This is a genomic window from Streptomyces sp. URMC 127 (assembly GCF_051386535.1).
Classification (GTDB): Bacteria; Actinomycetota; Actinomycetes; order Streptomycetales; family Streptomycetaceae; genus Streptomyces.
Genome location: NZ_JBPQTW010000049.1, coordinates 1 through 23,932 on the forward strand (window position 1 = coordinate 1; position 23,932 = coordinate 23,932).

Sequence of the window (23,932 nt, forward strand, 5' to 3'; positions counted from 1 at the left end):
GGATGCGGAGGGGCGGAGGGGTGAAAGGGGCGGGGATCAGGCCGCGCGCAGCAGGCGCAGGCGATCGCGGGCCGCCTTCGGCAGACCCGACACCACGCGGTCGTATGAGTGTTCCACCATCTCCCGCACCTCCTCCACGGGAACGGTCCCGTTCAGGACAACCGTGTTCCAGTGGCGCTTGTTGACGTGATAGCCGGGCTCCACGGCGGCGTACTGCTCCCGCAGGTGCAGGGCCAGATCCGGCTCGCACTTCAGCGTGACCTGGGCGGGCCGCTCCCCGGACGGGTCCTGGAGGATCGCGAACACCTTGCCCTCCACCTTGAACACCGTGGCCCCGGGACCGAACGCCTCGTCGTCGGTCGTCTCCGGCAGCTCCAGCGCGAAATCCGACAGTTCCTGCGGGGTCATGGACGCTCCTTCTTCCGGTGGTCGGGCGGCTGTTCCGCCCGCGCGGGGCGGGCGGGGCCGACCGCCAGCGTAGGGCCGTGCGGTGCGCGCGGTGCGCCCGGGCACGGCCGCTGATCCACGATGGCCGAAACCCGGTGGGGAGTTCCGGCCCGTGCCGGATCACCGACGGAGGCGTCCTTGACGCGCCGCTGCGCGCGTTGCGAGAGTTTTCCCGGCCCGCACGCCTGTCCGGGCCCGTTCGTCCTCCCGGTGCTGCCCGGTCGCAGCCCCGGTGTCCGCGCGCCTCAGCGTGTCACTCCCTCACCCTCACCCGAGCGGGCCGCGCTCCGGCCTCGCCGCCCCGCCGCCGGCCACCGGTGGTTCCGGGCCCCGCAGGCTTCCCCGCGCCCTTTCACCCGCCGGCTCCCGGCCCCGTTCGCCGCCCGGCCCCGCCGGGACCCCGCCGCCTGTCCCGAACGCCCAGTGGAGGAACCCCCGTATGACTGCGGAGCGGACGCACGACGACCAGGCCCGAGACCAGGCCCGCGCCACCGCCGAAGAGACCGTCAACGACATCCTGCAAGGAGCCTGGAAGGCCCGCGCAATCCACGTGGCCGTCGAGCTCGGCCTGCCCGCGCTCCTTCGGGACGGCCCCCGGACCGTCGCCGACCTGGCCGCCGCGGCCGGCGCCCACGAGCCCACCCTGCGCAGACTGCTGCGCCTCCTCGCCGCCTCCGGCATCTTCGAAAGCCTCGGCCACGACGACCTGTACGGGCACAACGCCCTCTCCGAAGTGCTCCTGCCCGACCCCACCAGCCCCGTGGCCACCGACGCCCGCTTCCAGGCCGCCCCCTGGCACTGGCGCGCCTGGGAACGGCTCGCGCACAGCGTCCGCACCGGCGAGGCCTCCTTCGACGTCGCCAACGGCGTCTCCTTCTGGCAGCTCACCCAGGAGGACCCGCAGGCCCGGGAGCTGTTCAACCACGCCATGGGATCGGTGTCCCTCGCCGAGAGCCGGCAGGTCGCCCGCGCCTACGACTTCTCCGGCCGGGACACCGTCGTGGACATCGGCGGCGGCCGCGGCAGCCTCATGGCCGCCATCCTCGACGGCAACCCCGGCGCCCGCGGCGTCCTCCTCGAACGCCCCTCGGTCGCCGGAGAGGCCCGCGCCCTGCTGGAGGACCGGGGCCTCGGCGAACGCTGCGAGGTCCTTCCCGGCGACTTCTTCGACACCATCCCCGCCGGCGCCGACCTCTACCTCATCAAGCACGTGCTGCACGACTGGGACGACGAGGACGTCCTGCGCATCCTCCGCCGGATCGCCGCCGCCATGACACCCGCCTCCCGGCTCCTGGTCATCGACAACCTGATCGACGAACAGCCCGCCCCCTCGACCCTCTTCGTCGACCTGCTCCTCCTCGTCCTCGTGGGCGGGGCCGAACGGTCCGAGAGCGAGTTCGCCACCCTGCTGGAGAAGGCCGGCCTGACTGTGGAGCGCTCGCTGCCCTGCGGCTCCGGCCCGCTGCGCATCGTGGAGATCCGCCGCGCCTGACCCGCACGGAGCGCCCGCCCGCATCCGGCCACGCCTGTGCACCGTCTGCGTGCCCGCTGTGCACCGTCTGCGCGTCTGCTGTGCACCGTCTGCACGTCCGCTGTGTATCCGCCTGTGCATCCGACCACGCCTGTAAGGAGTATCGACACTATGACGGTGCTGGGTCTGGGGGGCTCCGGACACGACTGGTCCTCCTGCGCCACCGACGGCCGGGAGCTGGTCGCGGTCGACGAGGAACGCCTGGTCGGCAGCAAGTACGGGCTCGGCGCGGACCTCCTGGCGGGCGTCAGCCGCCGCGCCTGCCTCGACGCCCTGGCCACCACGGCCGAGGACGTGGACCACGTGGTCTGCTGCGAACTCGTGCCCCGCCCCTTCTACCACTCCTTCCGCAAGCGCGCGACGGTCGTCAACCACCACCTCGCCCACGCCTACAGCGCCTTCGGCGCCTCCGGCATGACCCGGGCCGCCGTGCTCGTCTGCGACAACTCCGGAAGCCTCGTCACCGGCCGGAAGGACGGGCCGGGCCCGCGCGAGGCGGAGACGATCAGCGGCTACACCGCCGACGAGTCCGGGATCCGCCTCGTGAACCGGGTCAGCGGCGCCCACCTCGTCGACGCGGCCTCCGAGAGCGCCTACTACCAGCCGGGGGAGACCGACAACTCCCTGGGCCACTTCTACCGCGCGGCCAGCCTCGCCCTGGGCCTGTCCTACACGGGACCGAAGACCCGCTACCCGGTCAGCGAGGACGGCAAGACCATGGGCCTCGCCCCCTATGGCGACGACCGCTTCACCGACCAGGTCGCCGAGCTCGTCACCCTCCTCCCCGGAGGCGGCGTCAGCATCTCCGCGAGCAAGGTCAACCACGTCTTCGAACGCCTCGTCGCATCGGGGGACTTCGACGACCGCGCGGCACTGGCCCACGCCGCCCAGGAGGTCCTCGAACGCGCCCTCGTGCACTGCGCGAACGAGCTGCACCGCCGCACCGGACTGACGGACCTGTGCATCGCCGGCGGCGTCGGCCTCAACAGCGTGGCCAACGGCCGCATCCTGCGCGAAACCCCCTTCGAGCGCGTCTTCGTCGTACCGGCCGCCGGAGACAACGGCATCAGCCTCGGCTGCGCCTACTACGGCCTCCACCAGCTGGAGGGCAGGCCCCTGACCGGCCTCCCGGCGCTGCGTACGGCGTATCTCGGCCCCGCCTACCCCACCGCCCGGGCGGACGCCGCCCTCGCCGCCTCCGGCTTCACCGTGGAGACCCCCGACGACCTGCCGGGACGCGTGGCCGCCCTGCTCGCCGAAGGAAAGATCATCGGCTGGTTCGACGGCCGCTCCGAGTTCGGCCCCCGGGCGCTGGGACACCGCAGCATCCTCGCCGCCCCGTACCCCGCCTCGGTCCGCGACCACCTCAACGACCACGTCAAACACCGCGAATGGTTCCGCCCCTACGCCCCCGTCGTCCGCGAGGAACGCGCCCGGGACTACTTCGACATCGACCAGCCCTCGCCCTTCATGCTCATCGTCGCCCGCGTCACCCGGCCCGACGCCGTACCGGCCGCCGCACACGTCGACGGCACCGCACGGCTGCAGACCCTGGACGCCGGGCAGAACCCCAAGGTGCACGCCCTGCTGGGCCGGTTCGAGGAGCTCACCGGCTGCGGCGTGCTGCTCAACACCTCCTTCAACGTCGCCGGCCGGCCCATCGTCGAGACCCCCGAGGACGCCGTCGAGGCCTTCGCCGGGATGCGGCTCGACCACCTGGTGGTGGGCGACCGGCTGGCGACGAAAGCCTGAGCGGCCATTCCCGGCAGGAGCGGCCATGCCCGGCAGGGAGGAGAGCCCAGCGGTGGACGTCCCCGTGCTCGTCGTCGGAGGAGGGCCGACGGGCCTCGCGACGGCCCTCTTCCTCGCCCGCCACGGCGTGCGGTGCCTGCTCGTGGAACGGCACGCGACCACCTCCGCCGTACCGCGCGCCACCCACGTCAGCCGGCGCTCCATGGAGCTGTTCCGCGAAGCCGGCCTGGAGGAGCAGATCCGCCGGGCCGGGTTCGAAGTGGTGCGCGAGGACGACCCCCGGGCCCGGGCACACCCCGGCCGCTTCCTGCCCAGGGTCGTCCTCGGCGCCACGTCGCTCGCCGGCCTGCACCACGCCGAGGTGCTGGAGACCGGCGAGGAGGAACTGGCCGTACCCGGCCCCTGCGCCCCCTTCTGGTGCGGCCAGGACCGCATGGAACCCCTGCTCGCCGAGGCCGCCGCCCGCAACGGCGCCGACGTACGCTTCGGGCACGAACTGACCGGCCTGCACACGCACCCCGGCGGGGCCCGCGCCCGGATCCGCGCCGCTGCCACCGGACGCGCCTACACCGTCGACGCCCGGTACGTCGTCGCCGCCGACGGCGCCCACGGCAGCATCGCCGAACGCGTCGGCATCCCCCGCGAGGGGCACGGAACGCTCGCCCACCGCGTCAGCGTGCTCTTCCGCGCCGCCCCCGACGCGTGGGACCGGACCCGCAGGTTCTTCATGTGCATGATCCGCAATCCCGGGTTCGACGGCGCGGTGATGGAACTCAACACCCCCGGCCACTGGTGCGCCGCGGTCGACCACGACCCCGCGCTCGCCGAGCCGGACGGCACGTACACGGAGCGGACCTGCCGCGCCCTGGTCCTGGCCGCGATCGGCGACCAACACGCCGACGCGGAGATACGCACCGTCTTCCACTGGCGGGCCCGGCACCGCATCGCCGCACGCTACAGCGCCGGACCGGTCTTCCTCGTCGGCGACGCGGCGCACCTGCACCCGCCCTCGGGCGGCTTCGGATCCAACGTCGGCTTCCAGGACGCGCACAACCTCGCCTGGAAGCTCGCCGCGGTCACCGGCGCGTGGGCGGGCCCCGGCCTCCTCGCCACCTACGACCAGGAGCGCCGGCCCGTGGGAAGCGCGACGGCGCAGCAGTCCATGCTCCTGGACGGCGTACCCCCCGAGGCTTTGGGCGGCGCCGCCCGCTGCGACCCCCGGACGCTGATCATGGGATACCGCTACCGCTCCACGGCCGTCCTCGGCGCCCCGCCCGGCCCCGCGTTCCCCGGCACCTTCGCCCTGGCGGCAGAACCGGGAACCCGGCTCCCGCACCTGTGGCTGCGCACCGCCGGGGGCACGGAGGTCTCCGCACTCGACCTCTGCCACGGCCGCCTCGTCCTCCTCTCGGCCCACCCCGTCTGGGCGCGGGCCGCCGACCGCCTCGCCGACGCGACCGGAGTCCCCTTACGGGGCCTGCACGTGGCCGCCGCAGGCGGTGACCTCCGCGACCCCTCCGCGACGTTCACGGCGACCTGCGGGACCGGGCCGGGCGGAGCCGTGCTCGTACGGCCGGACGGCATGGTGGCCTGGCGCACGACGCGTCAGGAACCGCCCGGCCCGGAGCGTGCCCGCGCACTCCTCGCCTCCGCCGTGGGAAGCATCCTGTCCCTGCCCGTGCGGGACCGGGCACCCATCGCGTCCACCACGACTCGCCCGACCGGGAGCGACGGATGACCACCTCTCATTCCTTCTCGCACGCCTTCCACTCCTCCCACCCCTTCTGCACGTGCTGGCCCGGAGCCACCGTGTGGCTGGCGGGCCTGCCGAGCGCGGGCAAGACGACCATCGCCCGGGCACTGGCCCAGCGGCTGCGCGGCGAGGGCCGGCGGGTGGAGGTGCTGGACGGCGACGAAAACCGTGCGGTCCTCAGCGCGGACCTGGGCTTCTCGCGGGAGGACCGGTACACGAACGTGCAGCGCGTCGGCCTGATCGCCGAAGTGCTGGCACGCAACGGCATCGTCGCCCTGGTGCCGGTCATCGCCCCCTATGCCGACAGCCGGGAGGCCGTACGCAAACGCCACGAGAGCTCCGGCACCGCCTATCTGGAAGTGCACGTGGCCACGCCGGTGGAGGTGTGCGCGGCCCGTGATGTGAAGGGCCTGTACGCGCGGCAGGCGGCGGGCGAGCTGTCGGGGCTGACGGGTGTCGATGACCCCTACGAGGCTCCGGCTGATCCGGACCTGAGGATCGAGGCGCACGGCCGCAGTGCGGAGGAGTCGGCGGGGGCGCTGTATGCGCTGCTGGTGGGCAGGGGGCTGGCGTGAGCGTTCCTGACAGTCCTTACGCGCTGACGCATCTGGATGTGCTGGAGTCGGAGGCGGTGCACGTCTTCCGGGAGGTGGCCGGGGAGTTCGAGCGGCCGGTGCTGCTGTTCTCCGGAGGCAAGGACTCCATCGTCATGCTGCACCTGGCGCTGAAGGCGTTCGCGCCCGCGCCGCTGCCGTTCGGCCTGCTGCACGTGGACACCGGGCACAACTTCCCCGAGGTGATCGCCTACCGGGACCGGGTGGTCGCCGAGCACGGGCTGCGCCTGCATGTGGCGTCGGTGCAGGAGGCCATTGATGCGGGGCGGGTGCGGGAGCGGCCGGACGGGACCCGTAACCCGCTGCAGACGGTGCCGCTGCTGGAGGCCATCACGGCGCTGCGTTTCGATGCGGTGTTCGGTGGTGGGCGGCGGGACGAGGAGAAGGCGCGGGCGAAGGAACGGGTGTTCTCGCTGCGGGATGAGTTCGGGGGATGGGATCCGCGCCGGCAGCGGCCGGAGTTGTGGCAGCTCTACAACGGCCGCCACGCTCCCGGTGAGCATGTGCGGGTTTTTCCGTTGTCGAACTTCACGGAGCTGGATGTGTGGCAGTACATCGCCCGGGAGAAGATCGACCTGCCTTCGATCTACTTCGCGCACGAGCGGGAGGTCTTCTCCCGGGACGGCATGTGGCTGGCGCCCGGGGAGTGGGGTGGTCCGCGGGACGGTGAGAGGACGCTGCGTCGTGTGGTGCGTTATCGCACGGTCGGTGACATGTCCTGCACGGGTGCGGTCGATTCCGGTGCGGGGACGGTGGAGGAGGTCATTGCGGAGATCGCTGCTTCCCGGCTGACCGAGCGGGGTGCGACCAGAGCGGACGACAAGCTGTCAGAAGCCGCCATGGAGGACCGTAAGCGCGAGGGGTACTTCTAGCCATGACCGCCACGGACACGACCACGGCGGACACGACCACGGCGGTGACGTCGCTGCTGCGTTTCGCCACCGCAGGCTCGGTCGACGACGGCAAGTCGACCCTGGTCGGCCGGCTCCTGCACGATGCGAAGTCCGTGCCGGCCGACCAGCTCGAAGCCGTCGAGCACGCCTCCCGCAGCCGCGGCGCGTCGGCCCCGGACCTGGCGCTGCTGACCGACGGCCTGCGCGCCGAGCGCGAGCAGGGCATCACCATCGACGTCGCCTACCGCTACTTCGCCACCCCGCGCCGCCGCTTCATCCTCGCCGACACCCCCGGCCACGTGCAGTACACCCGCAACATGGTCACCGGCGCCTCCACCGCCCAGGCCGCCGTCGTCCTCGTCGATGCCCGCAACGGCGTCGTCGAACAGACACGGCGCCACATCGCCGTCGCGGCCCTCTTGGGCGTCCCGCACATCCTGCTGGCCGTCAACAAGATGGACCTGGCCGGCTACGACGAGTCGGCCTTCGCACCGATCGCCGGAGAATTCACCGCCTACGCCCGCTCCCTGGGCGTCCCCGGCATCACCGCCGTCCCCGTCTCCGCCCTCGCCGGCGACAACGTCGTCACCCCCTCCCGCCCCATGGACTGGTACGGCGGCCCCACCGTCCTCGAATACCTGGAGACGGTGCCCGTCGTCACCGACCCCACCGCCGACCCGGCCCGCTTCCCCGTCCAGTACGTCATCCGCCCCCGGAACACCGCTCACCCCCACTACCGCGGCTACGCCGGGCAGATCGCCTCCGGCGTCCTGCGCGTCGGCGAGCCGGTGACCGTCCTGCCTTCGGGCCGCACCAGCACGATCGAGGCCATCGACGCCCTCGGTCACAGCGTCGGCGTGGCCCGGGCACCCCAGTCGGTCACCCTCCGCCTCAGCGACGACCTCGACATCTCCCGCGGCGACCTCATCGCCCCCACCCACAGCGCACCCCCGGTCACCCGCGACATCGAAGCCACCGTCTGCCACCTCACCGACCGGCCTCTCCTCCCCGGCGCGCGCGTCCTGCTCAAACACACCACCCGCACCGTCCGAGCCCTCGTCCAGGACATTCCCTCCCGCCTGACCCTGGACGACCTCTCCCAGCACCCCCGCCCCGGCCGGCTCGCCGCCAACGACATCGGCCGTATCACCCTGCGCACCGCCGAACCCCTCGCCCCCGACTCCTACGCCGCCTCCCGGACCACCGGCTCCTTCCTCCTCATCGACCCCTCCGACGGCACCACCCTCACCGCCGGTGTGATCGACACTCGCTTCACCGCACCGCGCCGAACACCCTTTCCGGAAGGCCTAGTTCTGAAGGATGACGCTCATAGGACCGGTGGGCCGATTGATCGGCAGGCGCACACTGAGGAGGATGGCGTGCCATGTCACACTTAACTTCCGGGCTGGAAACCTCCCGGACCGGACACCGCAGTGCGGGACCGCCGTGGGTGGCCGTACTGGCGGCGTGCGTAGGGCAGTTCGTCGTCATCCTCGACGTCTCCGTGATCAACGTCGCTCTGCCGTCCATCCGTTCGGGACTGGGCATCGGTGAAGCGAGCCTGCAGTGGGTGGTCAACGCCTACGTCATCACCTTCGCCGGGTTCCTGCTGCTGGGCGGCCGGACGTCCGATCTCTTCGGCCGCAAGAAGGTGTTCCTCCTCGGGCTCGGGGTGTTCACGGCGGCGAGCCTGCTGGGCGGCGTTGCCCAGTCCCCGTGGATGCTCATCGTGGCCCGGGCGCTGCAGGGCATCGGGGCGGCCGTGCTGTCGCCCGCGACGCTGACGATCCTCACGACGACGTTCCCCGAGGGCAGCGGCCGGGTCCGGGCCGTCGCCGCGTGGACGGCGGTGGGCACGGGAGGCGGCGCGGCCGGCGGCCTCATCGGCGGTCTGCTGACCGACTACCTGTCCTGGCGGTGGGTCCTGCTCATCAACGTTCCGCTGGGCCTCGTCGTGATCGTGGCGTCGGCGGTGTGGCTGACGGAGAACAGGAGCGGTGACGGGGCGGCGCGCCGGCTGGACCTGCCCGGAGCGGTGCTGGCGACGCTGGGCGTGGGCAGCCTGGCCTTCGGCATCTCGCAGAGCGAGGCGCACGGCTGGAGCTCGGCGCGGGCGCTGGTGCCCCTGCTCGCCGGTGTGGCCGCGCTCGTGGCCTTCGTCGCCGTGGAGCGCCGGGCCCGTGAACCGCTGACGCCCCTCGGCATCTTTCGCGTGCGGTCGGTGTCCGTGGCCAACGTCATCACCGTGGTCAGCGGCATGGCCTTCTACGCGATGTGGTACTTCCTCTCGCTCTACATGCAGAACGTCCTGGAGTACTCGGCCATCGAGACCGGCCTCGCCCTGCTGCCGCACACCGCCTCCATCATCCTCTCCGCCCAGCTCGCGCCCCGGATCATGCGCCTGGTCGAGGGGCGCGTCCTGCTGGCGCTCGCCGGTGCGCTGACGGCGGCGGGGTTCTTCTGGCAGTCGGCCATGGGGGCCGACGGCACGTTCCTGGGCACCCTGCTGGGGCCCGGCATCGCCTTCTCCTTCGGCGCGGGCCTGATGATGACGCTGCTGGCGGTCTTCGCCACCTCCGGCGTGGGTCCGTCCGAATCGGGGCTCGTGGCCGGGCTGGCCAACACCTCGCGCACCATGGGCGGCGCGCTGGGGCTGTCCGTCCTCGCCTCGGTCGCGGCGAGCCGCACGGACGGTGCGGGCGGCGGGCCGGGAGCGCTGGCCGAGGGCTACGGGCGCGCGTTCCTCGTCTCCGGTGTGATCATCGTGCTGAGCATGCTCGCCATCGTGTTCCTGCCCAAGTCCCGGCAGACCTCCGGGTGATCCGTGGACGACACGACATCATGGACGGCGCACGGCATCAGGAGGCCGCGTGAGCTCTGACGCGCCCTGCGTGCCGCGCCCGCTCACCGAAGAGCAGCAGCACACCTGGCGGAACTTCGTGTACGCCACCCGGCTGGTGGAGGACTACCTGGACCGCTGCTTCCAGCGCCAGGCGGGCATCCCGCACCTCTATTACGGGCTGCTCGCGCTGCTCTCCGAGGACCCGCGCCGGCGGATGCGCATGAGCGAGCTGGCACGCCGCGCCAAGATCACCCGGCCGCGGCTGTCGCACGCGGTCTCCCGCCTGGAGAAGCTCGGCTGGGCGCGCCGCGAGGCCTGCCCGGGCGACCGGCGGGGGCAGGAGGCCGTCCTGACGGACAGCGGCCGGGAGATGGTCGCGCGCTCTACTCCCGGCCATGTCGCCGCCGTGCGCAGAGCGGTCTTCGACAGCCTGACGCCGGAACAGGCCGGCCAGCTGAGCAGCATCTGCCGGGCCATCGAGGAGGGGCTGGACCGCGAGGGGGCCGACGTGCCCTGGCTGCGCTGAGGAACACCGGGCCGGCCGGTGCCTCCGGCCGGGGAAGGAGAGCGAGCGGCATGAGCGACTCCGCACCGGAGCGCGCACCGGGATCCGTAGCGGGACCCGCACCGGAACCCGTCTCAGGGTCCGTACCGGGATCCGTAGCAGGGTCCGTACCGGGCCCTGCCCCGGGCACGGGCCCGGAGATCTCCGGGACGACACGGCTGTTCGCGGTCATCGGGGACCCCGTGGGGCAGGTACGGGCGCCGGGCCTGCTCAACCCCCTCTTCCGGCGGATCGGCACCGACGCCGTCCTCGTCCCCCTCCACGTCCGCCCGGAGGGCCTCACCGAGGCCCTCCGGGGGCTCCGGCAGGCCATGAACCTGGACGGACTGCTCATCACCGTCCCGCACAAGGCTGCCTGCCTGCGGTTCGCCGACGAGGTCGGCCCCGCCGCCGCCTTGAGCGGCTCCACCAACGCGATGCGCCGGGAACCCGACGGGCGCTGGCTGGCCGAGAACTTCGACGGGGAGGGCTTCGTCCGGGGCCTGCGCGCGGCGGGCTACGAACCGCGCGGTGCGCGCGTCTGCCAGGCCGGAGCGGGCGGCGCGGGCAGCGCCATCGCCGTAGCGCTGCTCGGGGCCGGAGCCGACGTCGCCGTCTGGGACCGGGACCGGGCCCGCGCGGACGGCCTCGCCGGCCGGCTCGCCGCACGGTGGCCCGGCAGGATCGCGGCCACGAAGGGCCCGGTCGCCGCCGACATCGCCGTCAACGCCACCCCCATGGGGATGCGCCCGGGCGACCCGCTGCCCTTCGACCCGGCGGGCCTGGCCGCCGGCACGGTCGTGGCCGACATCGTCATGAAGCCGCGCCGCACGGCGCTGCTCCGCGCCGCCGAGGAGGCGGGTCTCCCCGTGCACTACGGAGAGCCGACACTGACCGAACAGCTGCCCCTCTACCGCGAGTTCTTCCGGCTCGGCGGCTCCGGCGCTCCCGCGGGCCCGGCGTGAGCGTCCTGGGCGTCGACCTGGGGGGCACCAAAGCGGCCCTCCGGCTGGAGCCCGCCTCCCGGTCCGGCGCCGGACCGGCGCCGGTGCACAGCGTGTTCCAGTGGCCCGCCACCGGCGGTGCGGCCGCCGATCTGGCCGCTCTCGCCGCCGCCGCGGAGGCGTTGTGCCCGGCGCCGGCGGATGACCCGGTGACCGCGGTGGGCGTCGCCGTGCCCGCCACCCTGGAGGCCTCCGGCCGCGTACGCGGCTGGCCGAACCGGCCCTCGTGGCAGGGCCTCGATCTCCTGCGCGAGCTGACGGGCCTGTGGCCGGGGGCGGACGTGCGCCTGGCGGACGACGGCGACCTCGCGGCGCTGGCCGAGGCCGGTGCCGCGGCCTGCCCCGATCTCGTCCACGTCGGCGTCGGAACGGGCATCGGCGGCGGCATCGTGCTCGGCGGCGTCCTGTGCCCCGGTACGGAGCGGGGCTCCTGCGAGGTCGGGCACGTGATCGTCGACAGGGCGGGGGAGCGCTGCGAGTGCGGCCGGAACGGCTGCGTGCAGTCCGTCGCTTCGGGACGGGCCGTCCTCCGGCGCGCCGCCCGGCGCCTCGGCCGCGACACCGGCTTCGACGCCCTGCGCGAGGCCTGGCAGGGCGCGGAGCCCTGGGCCCGGGAAACGGTGGGGGAGGGGGCCGCCGCCCTCGCCGCCGCTGTCGTGAGCCTGTGCGAACTGGTGCACCCCCGCCTCGTGACGGTCGGCGGCGGCTTCGCCGCGGGCCTGCCGGGCTACGTGGACGAGGTCGCCCGACAGGTGCGCCGGCTCGAACGGCCGGAAGGACCGGAGATCCTCCTCCGGCCCGCCGCGCTCGGCGCGCTGTCGTCCCTGGACGGCGCGGTCCTCCTGGCCCGCGGACCGGCACCGGCCCGGCCTTGACCCCCTAGCCGCCGGCGGCCTCGCTGCGCCAGGTTTCCCCCAGCTCGTCGGTCAGCTTGAGCGCCTGCGGCGGGGCCACCGGTGCGGGCCAGACCTGGATCAGGTGCTCCTCCACCGGACCCGTACGCCTCGCGTCCGCGCCGCCGTCGTACGCCCCGCCGTCGTCGTACCCGCCGTCGTCGTATCCGCCACCGTCGTCGTCCGCGCCCAGGTCACGGCCGCGCACGCTCACCCGCATCCGGTACGTGCCGGGCCCGGACCAGGCGAGGTCGGGCAGCCCGGCCGGCCGGCCCTCCACGTTGTGCACCTGCGCGGCCCCGGTCGCGGTGTAGCTGTCCTCGGCGATGTCCTCCCACGCGGTGTCGTCGACGGGGGGAGCACCGCTCCACAGCTCCACGCCGATGCTGATCTCCCCGTGGTCCGTGCCCGTGATGACCAGCGCCCCGTCGGTGCCCGCGGCGAACAGGCCGGTGGCGGCCAGCTCGCCGGGATCGGGAATGCTGTCCTGCGCGTCTTCCGCCCCGGGGTCCAGGATCGCGTACTGGCCCTCGGGAACGGACAAGCGGGCCGTGGCGGCCCCGATCAGGTCCGGCACGACCCGCTCCATCCTCCGGACTGCGCCTACTCGGCTGCCTACTTGTGCCTACTTGGTGATCTCTACCCAGAACTCATCGTAGTCCAGGACCCGGTTCTGCATGATGAACCGGCCGCGGTACTTGAACCCGCCCTCGGTGCGGTTCTCGCTGAGCGGCACCGGAGCCGTGGAGTAGTCCGGGTTGAGCGCCGCGCCCTCGTAGCTGCCCGCGAACGGGTACTCGTCGCAGCTCTTGGGCTTGTACCGGTTCTTCACGGCCGTCGTGCACGCCGTGTCCCGGTTCGCCCTGGACAGGTCGCCGTTGGGCAGCCTGTGCAGCGGGTAGCCCTTGTTCACGACGCCCCAGGGCTTCTTCAGCTTGTGCTTCTGGGCGTCCTCGATGTGCTCGGCGACGCCCTTGACCGCCTTGTCGCCCTTGCTCAGCCGGTAGACCGGCTTCACCAGCGGGTGCACACAGCCGCGGCCGATGTTGCCGATGTTCTTCGCGCTGTCGCACCGGACCGGAGCGATGTTGCCGAGGGTGAAGTGGGCCTTCTCCGGGCTGGACGGGTGGCTGACCGTCACCTTCGTCTGCGGTGCGTGCCCCACGAGGGCGTTGCCCGGGGAAGTCACCTTGAACGTGTACGTGTTGGTCGTGCCGCCCCACAGGCCCCAGAAGACCTTGGGTCCGACGACGCCGGGCGCGGATGTGCAGCCGTTGCCCTGGGACGCCTTGCAGTCCACCTCGGCACTGGCCATCGTGCCGAACTTGGCGACGCCGAAGGACCTGACCATCTTCAGCACCGCCTCCTGCTCCCAGGTGGCGGACTTGTAGTTGAGCCTCGTCTTGTTCTTCGCGTCGAACAGGGCCGTGCCGAGGATCCTGCCGCTCGGAACCTCCACGATCGAGACGATCAGATACTTCTCGGCGCAGGAGGAGAAGCGGTCGGAGACCTGCTCCCCGATCCGGCACCCGGCCGCCTGAGCGTTCAGCGCGGCGTCCTGGGGTATCTCCGAGGGCCGGGCCTCCCGGATCTCGATCCTCGTCTGCTGCTTCTCCTGTCCCTGGGCGGCGGCGGCCGGCGAGGTGACGCCGAGCGCCAGTGCTCCTACGGCCGCGGCCGCCAGCAGTGTTCTGCGTGCTGCCAAGAGTTCCCCCTTGAGTCGGCGCGCGGCCGAAAACGACCGCGCGATCGTGTGCACGACAACAGGCCGAGCATGCTACCGGGGGTGCGCCCGGCTCACGACGGGACTGGTGGGGGCACCGCGAAAACAAGAAAGCGCACTGGCAGGCGCGGCTGCACGGGCTCAAGTGGAGGAAAAATAGCCGGATTTAAGGTTTGCGTGGCGCGAATCGTTTCCGCAGGCCGTCGGCGCGAGCGCTGCGATCGGGGCGGGCGCGGCGATCGGGCGGGACGCCCGGCGAACCCGCGGAGATTTACGCAACCTCCCTGCGTTTGGCTGAAACTTGACGCAGGGGCGAGGCCCGCCACCGGGGTCATTTCGGTGTGCGCGGTATGTGCGGCATGCCGCGGCGGTGAGCCTGTGTGTCCCGGTGGCGCCGCTGCTGACTGCCGCTGCCGGTCAGGAGCCGATGCGCACCACCCTCGCCCACGCGGGAGGCGCGTCCGGCACGTAATCGGGGTCGTCCTCCTGCCATGACGACCGCTGTCGCTGCCGCTGCCGGGAAAACAGGCCCACCACCGTCCGGCATGGTGGCCGACCGGCCGGCCAGGGCGTCTGCCCGTCCGTCAGGACCACCACGGCATCCGGCCGCGGCTGCGTCTTGAGCGCCCTCGCGAAGCCCGTGCGCAGATCCGTACCGCCGCCGCCCACCAGCGGTATCCCCTCCGCCCGGCACAGCGGGTGCGCGATGCGCGCCGCCGCGTCGCACGGCACCACCGTGACCAGGTCGCGGCGGCCGCCCACGGCCCGGGAGATCGCCGTGACCTCCAGGAGCGCGCTGCCCAGTTCGGCGTCACTGACCGAGCCGGACGTGTCGATGACCACGCTGACCCGCGGCGGCCGCCGCCGCAGGCTCGGCAGCACGGCGCCGGGCACCCCGGCGGAGCGCCGCGACGGCCGGCCGTAGGTGTAGTCCTCGCCCGCGCCGGAACCGGAGACCGCCGAACGCACCGCCGCCCCCAGCAACTCCCGCCACGGCTGCGGCGGGTGGAACGCCTCCTCCGCCCAGCGCCGCCATCCCGCGGGGGCGTCCCCCGGGCGGCCGGTGATGCCCTGCGCCACCCGGAACCGGACCGCGTCCCGCTCCTGCTCGCTGAGCCCGTGCGCCCCGCCGGGCCCCAGCTCCCACTCCCGCTCCACGCCGTCGGCGCCGCTGCCGCAGTCCAGCCAGGCCAGGTCCCCCATGGCCGTTCCGAGACGGAACTGCCGCAGGTAGTCCTCCATGAGCTCCCCCGCGGGAAGCCCCAGCGACGCCGGCTCGACGGCGCCTTCGGGACGGACCAGCCCGTCGCCGAACACGTCGTCGTTGATCTCGAAGTCCGCGGCGATGTTCATCCGCAACCGGTCCCCGGGGCCGGTCAGCCCGCGCTCCCGCGCGACCCGGTCACTGCGCCCGTGGTGGTCGCGCAGCAGGTGCGACACCTCGTGCACCCACACCCCGGCCAGCTCCTCCACGGGCGTGAGGTCCACGAACGCCGGCGACACGTAGCACCGCCAGTACCGGTCCACCGCCATCGTCGGCACCTGCCGCGACTCGACGGTGTGCAGGGCGAACAGGGCCGACGCCAGATACGGCCGGGCCCGGGCGGCATGCAGCCGGGCGGCGAAGAGCTTGTCGCGGTCGAGGCTCCGGGGCGCGTCCGGTACGGCCCCGGAGGCGTTCGACGTCCCCGCGGCACTCGGGGCGCCCGCCACCCCGGCCACCCGCCGCCGTGCTTCCCCCGTCATCGCCCCGCCTGCGCGGTGGCCGCGATCCGGGCCGCCGCCTGCTGCGCCGCGCGGTCCGCACGCCGGGAGAGGGCCACCGCTCCCGCGAGCCCCTCGATCGTGGCCGGGACGTCCCAGCCGTCGCGGCGCAGCGTGGCGAGGGTCGTCGCGGGGACGACCACCAGGTCCGGCGCCCCGGTCTCCACCGCGCGGACCAGCAGCGTCCACGCCGCGTCCCACCGGGCCTTCTCCGGGCGGTTGCGGACCGCCTCGACCACGCCGTCGAGCACGGCCTGGCGCAGATCCCCGCGCTCGGGCAGGGCGGCCGCGGCCGGATCGGCGAGCAGCGTCTCGGGATCCGGCAGGTCCATCCGGTCCAGGCTCGCCAGCAGTTCCAGCCCCGGACCGTCCCCGACAGTGCCCCGGACGAGCAGGGAAAGCACCTCCCGGGAAGAGCCGGCCGCGGTCGCGAAGGCGACGAGGAACACGGCCATCTCCCAGCTCCGGGGCGACGGCCAGGCGCCGCCGCGGCGCGTCTCGCTGCCGGGCAGCTGATGCACGAGCCGGGGGCGGGCGGCGAGGAGCCCGCACACGGCGCGGCGCGCGAAGTCCACGGCCGCCGGCAGCTTCTCCCGGTCGAGCCGCGGCAGCGTCGCATGAGGCCAGGTCCCGCCGAGACCGCGCACCACGACCTCGTGGTCGTGGACCCACTGGAGGTGGACGAAACGGTTGGCCAGCGGCGGGCTCAGCTCCCAGCCGTCGGCGGCCGAGGAGCGCGGGTTGGCGGCGGCCACGATCCGGACGCCGGGCGGGAGCCGCAGCGCGCCGATCCGCCGTTCGAGCACGAGCCGGAGCAGGGCGGCCTGGACGGCGGGCGGCGCGGTGGACAGCTCGTCGAGGAAAAGCAGCCCCCGGCCTGCCCGGACCAGACGCACGGCCCAGTCCGGTGGGGCCATCGGGATGCCCTGTTCGGCGGGGTCGTCCCCGACGACCGGCAGGCCAGAGAAGTCGGACGGCTCGTGCACGCTGGCTATCACCGTGGTCAGCGGCAGGTCCAGGGACTCGGCGAGCTGTGTCAGGGCCGCGGTCTTGCCGATGCCCGGCTCTCCCCACAGGAGGACGGGCAGGTCGGCGGCCACCGCCAGGGTCAGGGCCTCCAGTTGGTCGTCGGGGCGCGGCTCGGTGGTCGTGTCGCGGAGCATGGCGAGCAGTTCGGCGGCGACGTCGAGCTGCGAGGAAGGGGAGGAAGGAGAGGAATCAGAGGAAGGATGCATGTGTGTGATCACCTGTGAGCTGAGGGAGAGCCGGGAGGCCGGGGGAGCGCAGGTTCCCCGAGCGGGGGAGCGAGTGACGTGACGAGTCGGTGAGTGGCCTACGGACGAGGAGCACGGGGACGACGGCGGTCCCCTCGGCGCTCGCGGCGCCGGTCGTCGGAGCGGGTGTGGCCGGGCCCGGAGCCGATCAGGCCTGCCCTGTACAGCCCGTACGTGATCCGCCGGAGCGCGGCCGCCTCCAGTTCGTCCCGCAGTGCCCCGGAGCGCAGCAGCGCCTCGGGGCCCAGCAGGCCTTCGACGACGGCCAGGGCGCCGGCCGTGTCCCCGTGGTCGAGGCGTTCGCGGACGCCGCTGAGACAGTCGGGGCGGCGGTGGGCCTCGTCGATCGCCCGCAGACACGGCAGGGGCGTGCCGGTCAGCGCGACGAGCAGCTCCTCCCGCCGGATCTCGGCCGGGTCGTGGTCCAGCGGGACGAGCACTCCGTCGACCAGACCGATCCGGTGCCGGGCTCCGCGGCACTCCACGATGCGCGGCCGTCCCGGCCCGTCCGCGATCGGCGGAGGACCGGCCGGCGTGTGACCGGGCATCAGCGCCTGGGCGACCAGCGGGTGCAGCCGGCCGGCGTCGATCGCACCGGCACGGAGCAGCTCCAGGTCGGGCAGCGCCCAGACCGCCGCGTCGGGCAGGAGGGGCAGCGCGGAGACGTCACCGGGCTTGTCCGGTGCCGTCACCCGCAGCGCGGGCGAGGGAGCACCGTCCCCGCCGGCGGGCACGTCCAGGACCAGCCGGTGGCGGGAGCCCAGGCGTACGGCCACGGCGCCGGCGGAACGGCTCTCGGCGCGGAGCAGGATCCTCGCCTCGGCCGCCCAGCGGCCGACGGCGCAGCGATACCCCTGCGGCACCGCCACCGCTGCCACCGCTTCCGGCAAGTGCGGCTGCGGACCGTCTGCTCCGGACCGTGCCCGCAGCTCACCGGCCCTGCGCGCGTCCCACAAGTGACGGTGCAGGTCGAGCCGGAAGCGGCGGTCGGGGTGGGGGTGCGGGTGACGGGAGGCGCCCGGCCCGGCGTGCGTCCCGTCCCACAGCGCGAGGCTGATCCGCTGTCCGGCATCCGCCCAGGCGGGCGGTGTCCGCACCACGAGCTGCAGCGGACAGGCGTCACCACCCCGTACCGGCCTGTCGTACCGGGCCAGAGCAACGGTCAGCCCCGGCCGCAGCAGCCCGTCGGGAGCGATCCTCGGCATGTGCCAGCGCAGCAGGTCGGGCGCCAGGTGACGGAGATCGGCCCGGACACGGGCCGCGAGTTCCCGCCCGTAGCCACGCGCCACGGAACGGAGGTCGAGGTCGGCATCGAACCCTGCGGCGGCACACGCCCCCGCCCAGTCACCGGCACGGCGGCGGGCGGTCGCAGTCTCGATCATTGCGGGCGGCACGGCGAACTCGCGCACGCGCAGCCAGAAGGAAAGGCGGGAATCCCCTGTCGCGGCTTGGGTGAGCATCAGCACTCACCTTGCGCGGACGGGGCCCCCAATCTGTCACCAGAAGGAGTAGTCATCACGGTGATCGTAGCGCGCCCCGCCGCCCGCCTGCCAAGGCTTTAAATCCCCTCCAGGGCCGCCTGGTCCAAGGTGGTGCCGTCGGGCCTCCTGCCGAAGGCGGCCGCGAGAACGGCGGGCAGGTCGGCCTCGGGCACCGCGGCGCGCACCTCCGCCAGAACACGGGCGAACGCGTCGTCATCGATGACGCCCAGATGTTCCTGGCGCAATCCGTGGATGACCGCGACGAGTTCGGGGCGCAGCCGCATCCAGGCGCGCGACGTGCGGATCTCCTCCTCGACCTGCTCCATGAACCAGCGCATGACGTCGTACGGGACGTCCACGTGCCGGCCGTGGGTTTCGAAGCACACCGTCGGCTCCCGCGCCGGGTCCTCGTCGGGGACGATCGCGGTCACCAGGGTCAGCTGTCCGGCGGTGAGGCCGAGTTCCAGGTACCAGGCGTCGTCGGGGACGGAGTAGAGGGTGGTGATCGCGTAATCGCCGTCGCGGTGCGGGATGGTGGGCATGACCACATGCTGTCATGCCCACCACCCGGCGAACCGGCCGCGCCGGACTGCGCGGCAGGGTCAGGCGCGCACGGTGTACCAGGCGCCGATGCCTCCGCAGCCACTGGCCATGTACGTGGTGCTGCGGTAGCCCGGCGGGATGGGGGAACCGGGGCAGGTCCAGATGCCGTTGCGGACGAGCTGGTGGTACCAGGCACCGATGCCGTTGCAGCCGGTGCGCACGTAGTTGGTCGTGACGTAGCCGGGCGGGATGGGGGACCCGGCGCAGGTCCAGCGGCCGTCGCGGGCGAGCTGGTGGTACCAGGCGCCGATGCCGCTGCAGCCGGAGCGGTCGTAGTTGGTGATGACGTAGCCGGACACGATCGGCGAGCCGGAGCAGGTCCAGATGCCGTCCTTCACGGGCTGCTGGTACCAGGACCCCATCCCCTTGCAGCCGGAGCGGTCGTAGCCGGTGATGACCCAGCCGTCCGGAACGGGAGCGCCGGAGCAGGACCACTTGCCCGACGGCCAGGCGGCCGGCGCCGCGGCGGCCGTGCCGGCAGCCGTGCCGGTGAGGGCGGCCGCGATCAGGGCGATCGTGCCCACCGCGGCGGCGATCCGGCCGCGGGCCGCGGCCGCCTTGGCTCTCAGGTACGTCACACACATCGAAGGTCTGTTCATGCCCGTCCCATCCTGATGGTCGTTTCGTGCCCGTCGACGGGAAGGACACCGGACACCAGGACGAATGTCAGCCCGCCTGGCACGGAGTGTGAGAAGCGCGTCACCGCTCACGAACGGCCGCCGCGGCGACTCCGGCGTGGTAGGCGACACACGTTCGATCCGGTCGGCCGCCACGACGTCCCGGCCGCCGTCCGGCGCACCCCCGTCGGCCGAGGTCACAGGACTGCGGGCGGGTTGCGGGGCGGGAAGGCGGCGTCCGCGAAGGGCAATATCTGTATCCGTGACAGGAGAAATACACGCGCGGCACGGCGAGTATTCCTCGACCGCCGACCGAGGCGGAATTATTTATCGTGCAGGGCCGATCGCACCGTGCTATGGTCGATCTCAGTTGCAGGTGTGGTTGCCGGAGGGTTCATTTTCCGACGGGGTAATCATCACGGCGACACGGAATTCACGCAGGGTGAATTCCTGGCACCGTCTCCGAAGGAGAAATGAAATGGCTACTGGCACCGTGAAGTGGTTCAACGCAGAAAAGGGCTTCGGCTTCATCGAGCAGGACGGCGGCGGCCCCGACGTGTTCGCCCACTACTCGAACATCTCCGCCCAGGGCTTCCGTGAGCTGCTGGAGGGCCAGAAGGTGTCGTTCGACATCGCGCAGGGCCAGAAGGGCCCGACGGCCGAGAACATCGTCCTCGCCTGACACCGGCGCCGACGCATACTCCGCAGCCGGGGCCCGCACCCTCCGGGGTGCGGGCCCCGGCTCGCCGCGTTTCGGGACGTGTGCGTTTCGGGGCGCACGACGGCAAGGCTGCACCGCATCACCGGCCGGTGACGCATTCCCTATCGGCCCCGATTCGTTCGCCCGCATCGACTCAGGCTCGTGTCGAAGATTCTCTGCGCCGCTCATGCTGCGGGAATTCCTTGCTGCGCGCCTCGTCAGGGAAGGCTCCGCATGAAGCGTGCCCGCCCGTCCCGCCCGTCCCGTGCATATGACGGCTTCGGCGAGGGCGCTCGCGCTGACCGCTCCGGTGGCCCGCGCCGTTCCGCGGGCTGCGGAAAAACGGCCGGCCCGCCGGCGAAGCGGCGCGCCGCAGGGCGCAGCGGCATACCGGCTTCGGCTCGGTTGCCCGGAGCCGCCACCGCGACCACGAGCCCGTCCCTCTCCTCTTCATCTCGCCCGGCAGTCCGTCGCCCTTCTCCCCTGTGAGGCATCATGCGCTGTGTCATCGCCCGGTACCCGTTCGAGCTGACCAAGGACGGAGTGGTCGCCTTGATGAAGGGCGTCACGCCCGAGCTCCTCACGGGTGAATCCGTGTCCGTGACCATCGGCCGCCGCCGCTACCCGGTCAAGCAGGTAGGCCAGGTCATCACCCGGCAGGATCGCCGCGACTTCAGCAGCGGCGAAGTCGCCCGGGCCATGACCCGCCTCGGCTTCACCTGTCACGACCACCCCGAGACGGCGCCGGTCGACGCCCCCACCGCGCTCCAGAGTGCGTCCGCGCTGCTCGGGGGCACCGCATCCCCGGGAGTAGCCTCCCCAGGGGCCTCTCCTTTATTGGCCAAAGGATGACTGTGGTCTCCGCGCCACACAAAATCTACTCTTGTCAGTGTAGACATTGGCTCCTGGCGCAGCTAGCCTTACTGTCGTTGACGAGGTCAAGTGAGACCCGGCAGACATGAACTGCGCGGGTAGCAGTACAAGAAGTTCGCAGGTCAGTGCGGCCTGGAGCTCCGAAGCCAGGATGCCGCAGAACGGCGTCGCAAAGCGGCGACGAGGCTGAGGCCGCACTGGGCAGCCCGCAGGTCGAGGGGCTGCCGACAGCAGTACCGCAGCACCCGTTCACAGTGGTTGGTCCAGAGGAAGAACGGAGGAACAGACGCCATCAGGATCGCCCGGCCCGGGAAGCTCTCGGTCCGGGTACCGCAAGACCCCGGAATGGATGGTGGTCCCCGGTCACGCAGCCGCGATCCCCGCACCCGTCCCCTTGCCGGGCCGGTAGCGGAAACAGAAGGTCGGCAGAGCATTAGGGCCGACAGATGGTGTTCAATTTCCTTCGGGGCCCTGGTGCCGTACGGCACCAGGGCCCCTCGACGCTTTACACAACGAGGTGACATGGCAGCAGATACTCCGCTCAGTGGTCGTCTGGACGACGACGACTACCCCGCGTACACCATGGGCCGGGCCGCCGAAATGCTCGGCACCACCCCCGCCTTCCTCCGAGCCATCGGTGAGGCCCGTCTGATCACTCCGCTGCGCTCGGAAGGCGGACATCGCCGGTACTCCCGCTACCAGCTGCGGATTGCCGCTCGCGCCCGCGAGCTCGTCGACAGAGGTACCCCGATCGAGGCCGCTTGCCGCATCGTCATCCTCGAGGACCAGCTCGAGGAAGCCCAGCGCATCAACGCCGAGTACCGCCGTGCGGCGAACGAAGCGTCCGGCAGTGCCGGCCCGGGTTCGATCTGAAAAAACGGCCACGGCCGGCCCGCAGGAGGCCTGCGATCCCGCCGGGACCGCCGCGATGCCGGCGCCGGCGACGTCTCCGGGCCCATGGCCGGGCAACCCCGGCTCTCCTTGACCACTCGCGCCTTCCCCGGCCGCATCCGGCCGCATCGAACAGTCCCTTCCAGGGTGCTTCCAAGATGCCCGGCACTGCGCTGTCCGTCTGACGACGGGCCCGGCGCGAGCCGGACAGCAGTGAGGGGCCTGCCGGCGTGTGCCGGCAGGCCCCTCACTGCGTGCCGTACCGTTCCCGGCGCGGCGGCGCGGCAGCGGGTCAGTGGTCGGAGTAGCTGAAATCGCCCACGGTCCAGGCGCTGACGTCCTCGATCGCAACGCGGTACATCCCGCCCGTCTCCGGGATCCCCACCGTGCCCTGCAGGATCCGGGCCAGGTGGAAGTGCAGATGCGTGGGCGGCCCGCCCTCCTTCACCGGTGTGCCGAAGACGGCGGAGAACTCGCCCAGATCGGCGGAGTCCGTCAGCACCTCCGACACCCTCTGCCTCCACATGGCTTCTGGGGCCAGTCGACCGGTGATGACCGCACCACCGATGACCACGGTCAGGGACATCTGATTGCTCTGCCCGGACTCCACACGGGCGGCGACGTCAACGAGCAGCTCGTCAGGCTTCGGCATGGAACCGGATTCTATGCGCAGGCCCGTCCGGGCGGCGATCAGAAGGTCGCGCCGAAGTTCTGCGTCCACCACGGGCCGTTCGACGCGAAGTTGATGCCCACGCCGATTTCCTTGAAGGAGCAGTTCAGGATGTTGGCGCGGTGGCCCGAGCTCTTCATCCAGCCGTCCATCGCCGTACGGGCGTCCTTGGGGCTCTTGAAGATGTTCTCGCCGTACGTGCTCCAGCGGTATCCGGCGGCGGTCATCCGGTCGCCGGGGCTCTTGCCGTCCGGGCTGGTGTGGGAGTAGTAGTCCCGGGCGGCCATGTCGTCGGAGTGGCCCTGGGCGGCCGCCTGCAGCTTGGCGTTGACGGTGAGCGGCGAGCAGCCGGCCTTGGCCCGCTCGGCGTTGACCATGTCGACGACCTGCTGCACGTACTTGCCGTTCGCGCCGCCGGCCGGTGCGCCGCCACCGCCGGCCGCGGGCTTGCGGGCGCTGCTGGAACCGTTGCCGTTGCCGTTGCCGCTGCCGTTGCCGCTGCCGCTGCCACTGCCGCTCCCGGACCCACTGCCCGACGCGGGCGCGTCCCCGGACCTGCCCGGTGTACGGGCATCCGGCTTCTCCCCGGCCCGGGAGCCGGCCCCGGGCTGGTTCTTCTTCTCCGCCTCGCCGCCCTTGCCCGGCGCCGCCGGCGTGCTCGCGCCCGCGCTCGGCTTCCCGCTCGGGGCGGCGCTCGGCGAGGCGGTGCCCGTGCCCGGAGCCGACGAGGCGGCCGCCTCCACGGAGAGGCCGTCCTTCGACGCCTCGGCGGACCGGTCCGCGGCCGGCTCCGACGCCGTGGGGGCGTCAGCGCGGGTCTCCCCGCCGCCCGACAGCGACTGGGCGACGCCGTACCCGCCGCCCACGACGGCTATCAGCCCCACCGTTCCGCCTATGACCATCGCCCGCCGGGGGCGCCTGCCGCGGTGCCGGCGCGCGCGCCGCCCGCCGTCGGAGGCCGGGTCGGACATCGGAGTCTGGGGTTCACGATTCACGAGGATCACTTCCGGTACGGGATCACTGAGTACTGGTCCAACACTTGGGAGACGCCGGACCGGAGCCC

The 23,932-nt window shown here is 72.6% G+C and carries 23 protein-coding genes; 13 read left to right on the forward strand and 10 right to left on the reverse strand.

What is annotated here, in order from left to right; genetic code table 11:
• Nucleotides 1-36: 36 nt before the first annotated feature.
• A complete protein-coding gene (locus tag ACSNOH_RS13785) occupies nucleotides 37-408 on the reverse strand; it encodes an MmcQ/YjbR family DNA-binding protein (protein WP_436721576.1) in 372 nt (123 codons plus the stop codon).
• A 478-nt stretch (nucleotides 409-886) separates the two neighbouring features.
• Between ACSNOH_RS13785 and ACSNOH_RS13790 the strand changes: the two genes are divergently transcribed.
• From ACSNOH_RS13790 to ACSNOH_RS13835, 10 genes are all read left to right on the forward strand, one after another.
• Entirely contained in the window at nucleotides 887-1,939 is a 1,053-nt protein-coding gene (locus ACSNOH_RS13790; RefSeq protein WP_436721577.1) for a methyltransferase, read from the forward strand.
• A gap of 150 nt (nucleotides 1,940-2,089) precedes the next feature.
• Nucleotides 2,090-3,730, forward strand: coding sequence for a carbamoyltransferase family protein (locus ACSNOH_RS13795; RefSeq protein ID WP_436721578.1), 1,641 nt, complete (start codon nucleotides 2,090-2,092; stop codon nucleotides 3,728-3,730).
• 25 nt (nucleotides 3,731-3,755) lie between these two features.
• The gene (locus ACSNOH_RS13800; RefSeq protein WP_436721579.1) at nucleotides 3,756-5,468 is read left to right on the forward strand and encodes an FAD-dependent oxidoreductase; all 1,713 of its coding nucleotides are present in this window, start codon (nucleotides 3,756-3,758) and stop codon (nucleotides 5,466-5,468) included.
• The gene (gene cysC, locus ACSNOH_RS13805; RefSeq protein ID WP_436721580.1) at nucleotides 5,465-6,058 is read left to right on the forward strand and encodes an adenylyl-sulfate kinase; all 594 of its coding nucleotides are present in this window, start codon (nucleotides 5,465-5,467) and stop codon (nucleotides 6,056-6,058) included. Before ACSNOH_RS13800 ends, cysC begins: the two co-directional genes overlap by 4 nt.
• Nucleotides 6,055-6,969, forward strand: coding sequence for a sulfate adenylyltransferase subunit CysD (gene cysD / locus ACSNOH_RS13810; RefSeq protein WP_436721581.1), 915 nt, complete (start codon nucleotides 6,055-6,057; stop codon nucleotides 6,967-6,969). Before cysC ends, cysD begins: the two co-directional genes overlap by 4 nt.
• Before the next feature lie 2 nt (nucleotides 6,970-6,971).
• Nucleotides 6,972-8,387 (forward strand): sulfate adenylyltransferase subunit 1, encoded by a 1,416-nt coding sequence (locus tag ACSNOH_RS13815; protein WP_436721582.1) that lies wholly within the window; start codon nucleotides 6,972-6,974, stop codon nucleotides 8,385-8,387.
• Nucleotides 8,375-9,811 carry an MFS transporter gene (locus tag ACSNOH_RS13820; protein WP_436721583.1) on the forward strand — a complete coding sequence of 479 codons (1,437 nt, stop codon included), beginning with the start codon at nucleotides 8,375-8,377 and terminating at the stop codon, nucleotides 9,809-9,811. Before ACSNOH_RS13815 ends, ACSNOH_RS13820 begins: the two co-directional genes overlap by 13 nt.
• A 49-nt stretch (nucleotides 9,812-9,860) precedes the next feature.
• Nucleotides 9,861-10,358 (forward strand): MarR family winged helix-turn-helix transcriptional regulator, encoded by a 498-nt coding sequence (locus tag ACSNOH_RS13825; RefSeq protein WP_436721584.1) that lies wholly within the window; start codon nucleotides 9,861-9,863, stop codon nucleotides 10,356-10,358.
• A gap of 209 nt (nucleotides 10,359-10,567) precedes the next feature.
• The gene (locus tag ACSNOH_RS13830; protein WP_436721610.1) at nucleotides 10,568-11,341 is read left to right on the forward strand and encodes a shikimate dehydrogenase family protein; all 774 of its coding nucleotides are present in this window, start codon (nucleotides 10,568-10,570) and stop codon (nucleotides 11,339-11,341) included.
• A complete protein-coding gene (locus ACSNOH_RS13835) occupies nucleotides 11,338-12,255 on the forward strand; it encodes an ROK family protein (RefSeq protein ID WP_436721585.1) in 918 nt (305 codons plus the stop codon). Before ACSNOH_RS13830 ends, ACSNOH_RS13835 begins: the two co-directional genes overlap by 4 nt.
• A 4-nt stretch (nucleotides 12,256-12,259) precedes the next feature.
• On the opposite strand, the gene ACSNOH_RS13840 is transcribed toward ACSNOH_RS13835, so the two are convergent.
• The 7 genes from ACSNOH_RS13840 to ACSNOH_RS13870 form a co-directional block, all read right to left on the reverse strand.
• Nucleotides 12,260-12,850, reverse strand: coding sequence for a hypothetical protein (locus ACSNOH_RS13840; RefSeq protein WP_436721586.1), 591 nt, complete (start codon nucleotides 12,848-12,850; stop codon nucleotides 12,260-12,262).
• Between the two features lie 48 nt (nucleotides 12,851-12,898).
• Nucleotides 12,899-13,978, reverse strand: a complete 1,080-nt coding sequence (locus ACSNOH_RS13845; RefSeq protein WP_436721587.1) for a NucA/NucB deoxyribonuclease domain-containing protein — start codon at nucleotides 13,976-13,978, stop codon at nucleotides 12,899-12,901.
• A gap of 435 nt (nucleotides 13,979-14,413) precedes the next feature.
• Nucleotides 14,414-15,742, reverse strand: a complete 1,329-nt coding sequence (locus tag ACSNOH_RS13850; RefSeq protein WP_436721588.1) for a vWA domain-containing protein — start codon at nucleotides 15,740-15,742, stop codon at nucleotides 14,414-14,416.
• Complete coding sequence (locus tag ACSNOH_RS13855; RefSeq protein WP_436721589.1) at nucleotides 15,739-16,995, reverse strand: AAA family ATPase; 1,257 nt, start codon at nucleotides 16,993-16,995, stop codon at nucleotides 15,739-15,741. The genes ACSNOH_RS13850 and ACSNOH_RS13855 overlap by 4 nt, the downstream gene beginning before the upstream one ends.
• Before the next feature lie 98 nt (nucleotides 16,996-17,093).
• Nucleotides 17,094-18,494 carry a hypothetical protein gene (locus ACSNOH_RS13860; RefSeq protein ID WP_436721590.1) on the reverse strand — a complete coding sequence of 467 codons (1,401 nt, stop codon included), beginning with the start codon at nucleotides 18,492-18,494 and terminating at the stop codon, nucleotides 17,094-17,096.
• Between the two features lie 98 nt (nucleotides 18,495-18,592).
• Complete coding sequence (locus ACSNOH_RS13865) at nucleotides 18,593-19,057, reverse strand: hypothetical protein (RefSeq protein WP_436721591.1); 465 nt, start codon at nucleotides 19,055-19,057, stop codon at nucleotides 18,593-18,595.
• Between the two features lie 60 nt (nucleotides 19,058-19,117).
• Nucleotides 19,118-19,696 carry a hypothetical protein gene (locus ACSNOH_RS13870; RefSeq protein ID WP_436721592.1) on the reverse strand — a complete coding sequence of 193 codons (579 nt, stop codon included), beginning with the start codon at nucleotides 19,694-19,696 and terminating at the stop codon, nucleotides 19,118-19,120.
• Between the two features lie 517 nt (nucleotides 19,697-20,213).
• On the opposite strand from ACSNOH_RS13870, the gene ACSNOH_RS13875 reads away from it, so the two are divergent.
• The 3 genes from ACSNOH_RS13875 (at nucleotide 20,214) to ACSNOH_RS13885 (ending at nucleotide 22,181) form a co-directional block, all read left to right on the forward strand.
• A complete protein-coding gene (locus ACSNOH_RS13875; RefSeq protein ID WP_436721593.1) occupies nucleotides 20,214-20,417 on the forward strand; it encodes a cold-shock protein in 204 nt (67 codons plus the stop codon).
• Nucleotides 20,418-20,930: 513 nt separating this feature from the next.
• Entirely contained in the window at nucleotides 20,931-21,287 is a 357-nt protein-coding gene (locus tag ACSNOH_RS13880) for an SCO5918 family protein (RefSeq protein WP_436721594.1), read from the forward strand.
• A 543-nt stretch (nucleotides 21,288-21,830) separates the two neighbouring features.
• Nucleotides 21,831-22,181 carry a helix-turn-helix domain-containing protein gene (locus tag ACSNOH_RS13885; RefSeq protein WP_436721595.1) on the forward strand — a complete coding sequence of 117 codons (351 nt, stop codon included), beginning with the start codon at nucleotides 21,831-21,833 and terminating at the stop codon, nucleotides 22,179-22,181.
• Between the two features lie 310 nt (nucleotides 22,182-22,491).
• Here the strand turns inward: ACSNOH_RS13885 and ACSNOH_RS13890 are convergent, their stop codons facing one another.
• Together ACSNOH_RS13890 and ACSNOH_RS13895 are read right to left on the reverse strand one after the other, a co-directional pair.
• Nucleotides 22,492-22,851: a hypothetical protein gene (locus ACSNOH_RS13890; RefSeq protein ID WP_436721596.1), complete on the reverse strand. Its 360-nt coding sequence runs from the start codon at nucleotides 22,849-22,851 to the stop codon at nucleotides 22,492-22,494.
• A 38-nt stretch (nucleotides 22,852-22,889) separates the two neighbouring features.
• Complete coding sequence (locus ACSNOH_RS13895; protein ID WP_436721597.1) at nucleotides 22,890-23,864, reverse strand: CAP domain-containing protein; 975 nt, start codon at nucleotides 23,862-23,864, stop codon at nucleotides 22,890-22,892.
• Between the last annotated feature and the right edge of the window lie 68 nt (nucleotides 23,865-23,932).

Bases quoted from the DNA above. Each gene is read 5' to 3' on its own strand.
- ACSNOH_RS13815 (WP_436721582.1), top strand. From the start codon at position 6,972: ATGACCGCCACGGACACGACCACGGCGGACACGACCACGGCGGTGACG.
- ACSNOH_RS13855 (WP_436721589.1), bottom strand. From the start codon at position 16,995: ATGCATCCTTCCTCTGATTCCTCTCCTTCCTCCCCTTCCTCGCAGCTC.
- ACSNOH_RS13790 (WP_436721577.1), top strand. From the start codon at position 887: ATGACTGCGGAGCGGACGCACGACGACCAGGCCCGAGACCAGGCCCGC.
- ACSNOH_RS13880 (WP_436721594.1), top strand. From the start codon at position 20,931: ATGCGCTGTGTCATCGCCCGGTACCCGTTCGAGCTGACCAAGGACGGA.
- ACSNOH_RS13785 (WP_436721576.1), bottom strand. From the start codon at position 408: ATGACCCCGCAGGAACTGTCGGATTTCGCGCTGGAGCTGCCGGAGACG.
- ACSNOH_RS13885 (WP_436721595.1), top strand. From the start codon at position 21,831: ATGGCAGCAGATACTCCGCTCAGTGGTCGTCTGGACGACGACGACTAC.
- ACSNOH_RS13860 (WP_436721590.1), bottom strand. From the start codon at position 18,494: ATGCTCACCCAAGCCGCGACAGGGGATTCCCGCCTTTCCTTCTGGCTG.
- ACSNOH_RS13865 (WP_436721591.1), bottom strand. From the start codon at position 19,057: ATGCCCACCATCCCGCACCGCGACGGCGATTACGCGATCACCACCCTC.
- ACSNOH_RS13820 (WP_436721583.1), top strand. From the start codon at position 8,375: ATGTCACACTTAACTTCCGGGCTGGAAACCTCCCGGACCGGACACCGC.
- ACSNOH_RS13800 (WP_436721579.1), top strand. From the start codon at position 3,756: ATGCCCGGCAGGGAGGAGAGCCCAGCGGTGGACGTCCCCGTGCTCGTC.
- ACSNOH_RS13795 (WP_436721578.1), top strand. From the start codon at position 2,090: ATGACGGTGCTGGGTCTGGGGGGCTCCGGACACGACTGGTCCTCCTGC.
- ACSNOH_RS13850 (WP_436721588.1), bottom strand. From the start codon at position 15,742: ATGACGGGGGAAGCACGGCGGCGGGTGGCCGGGGTGGCGGGCGCCCCG.
- cysC (WP_436721580.1), top strand. From the start codon at position 5,465: ATGACCACCTCTCATTCCTTCTCGCACGCCTTCCACTCCTCCCACCCC.
- ACSNOH_RS13890 (WP_436721596.1), bottom strand. From the start codon at position 22,851: ATGCCGAAGCCTGACGAGCTGCTCGTTGACGTCGCCGCCCGTGTGGAG.
- ACSNOH_RS13875 (WP_436721593.1), top strand. From the start codon at position 20,214: ATGGCTACTGGCACCGTGAAGTGGTTCAACGCAGAAAAGGGCTTCGGC.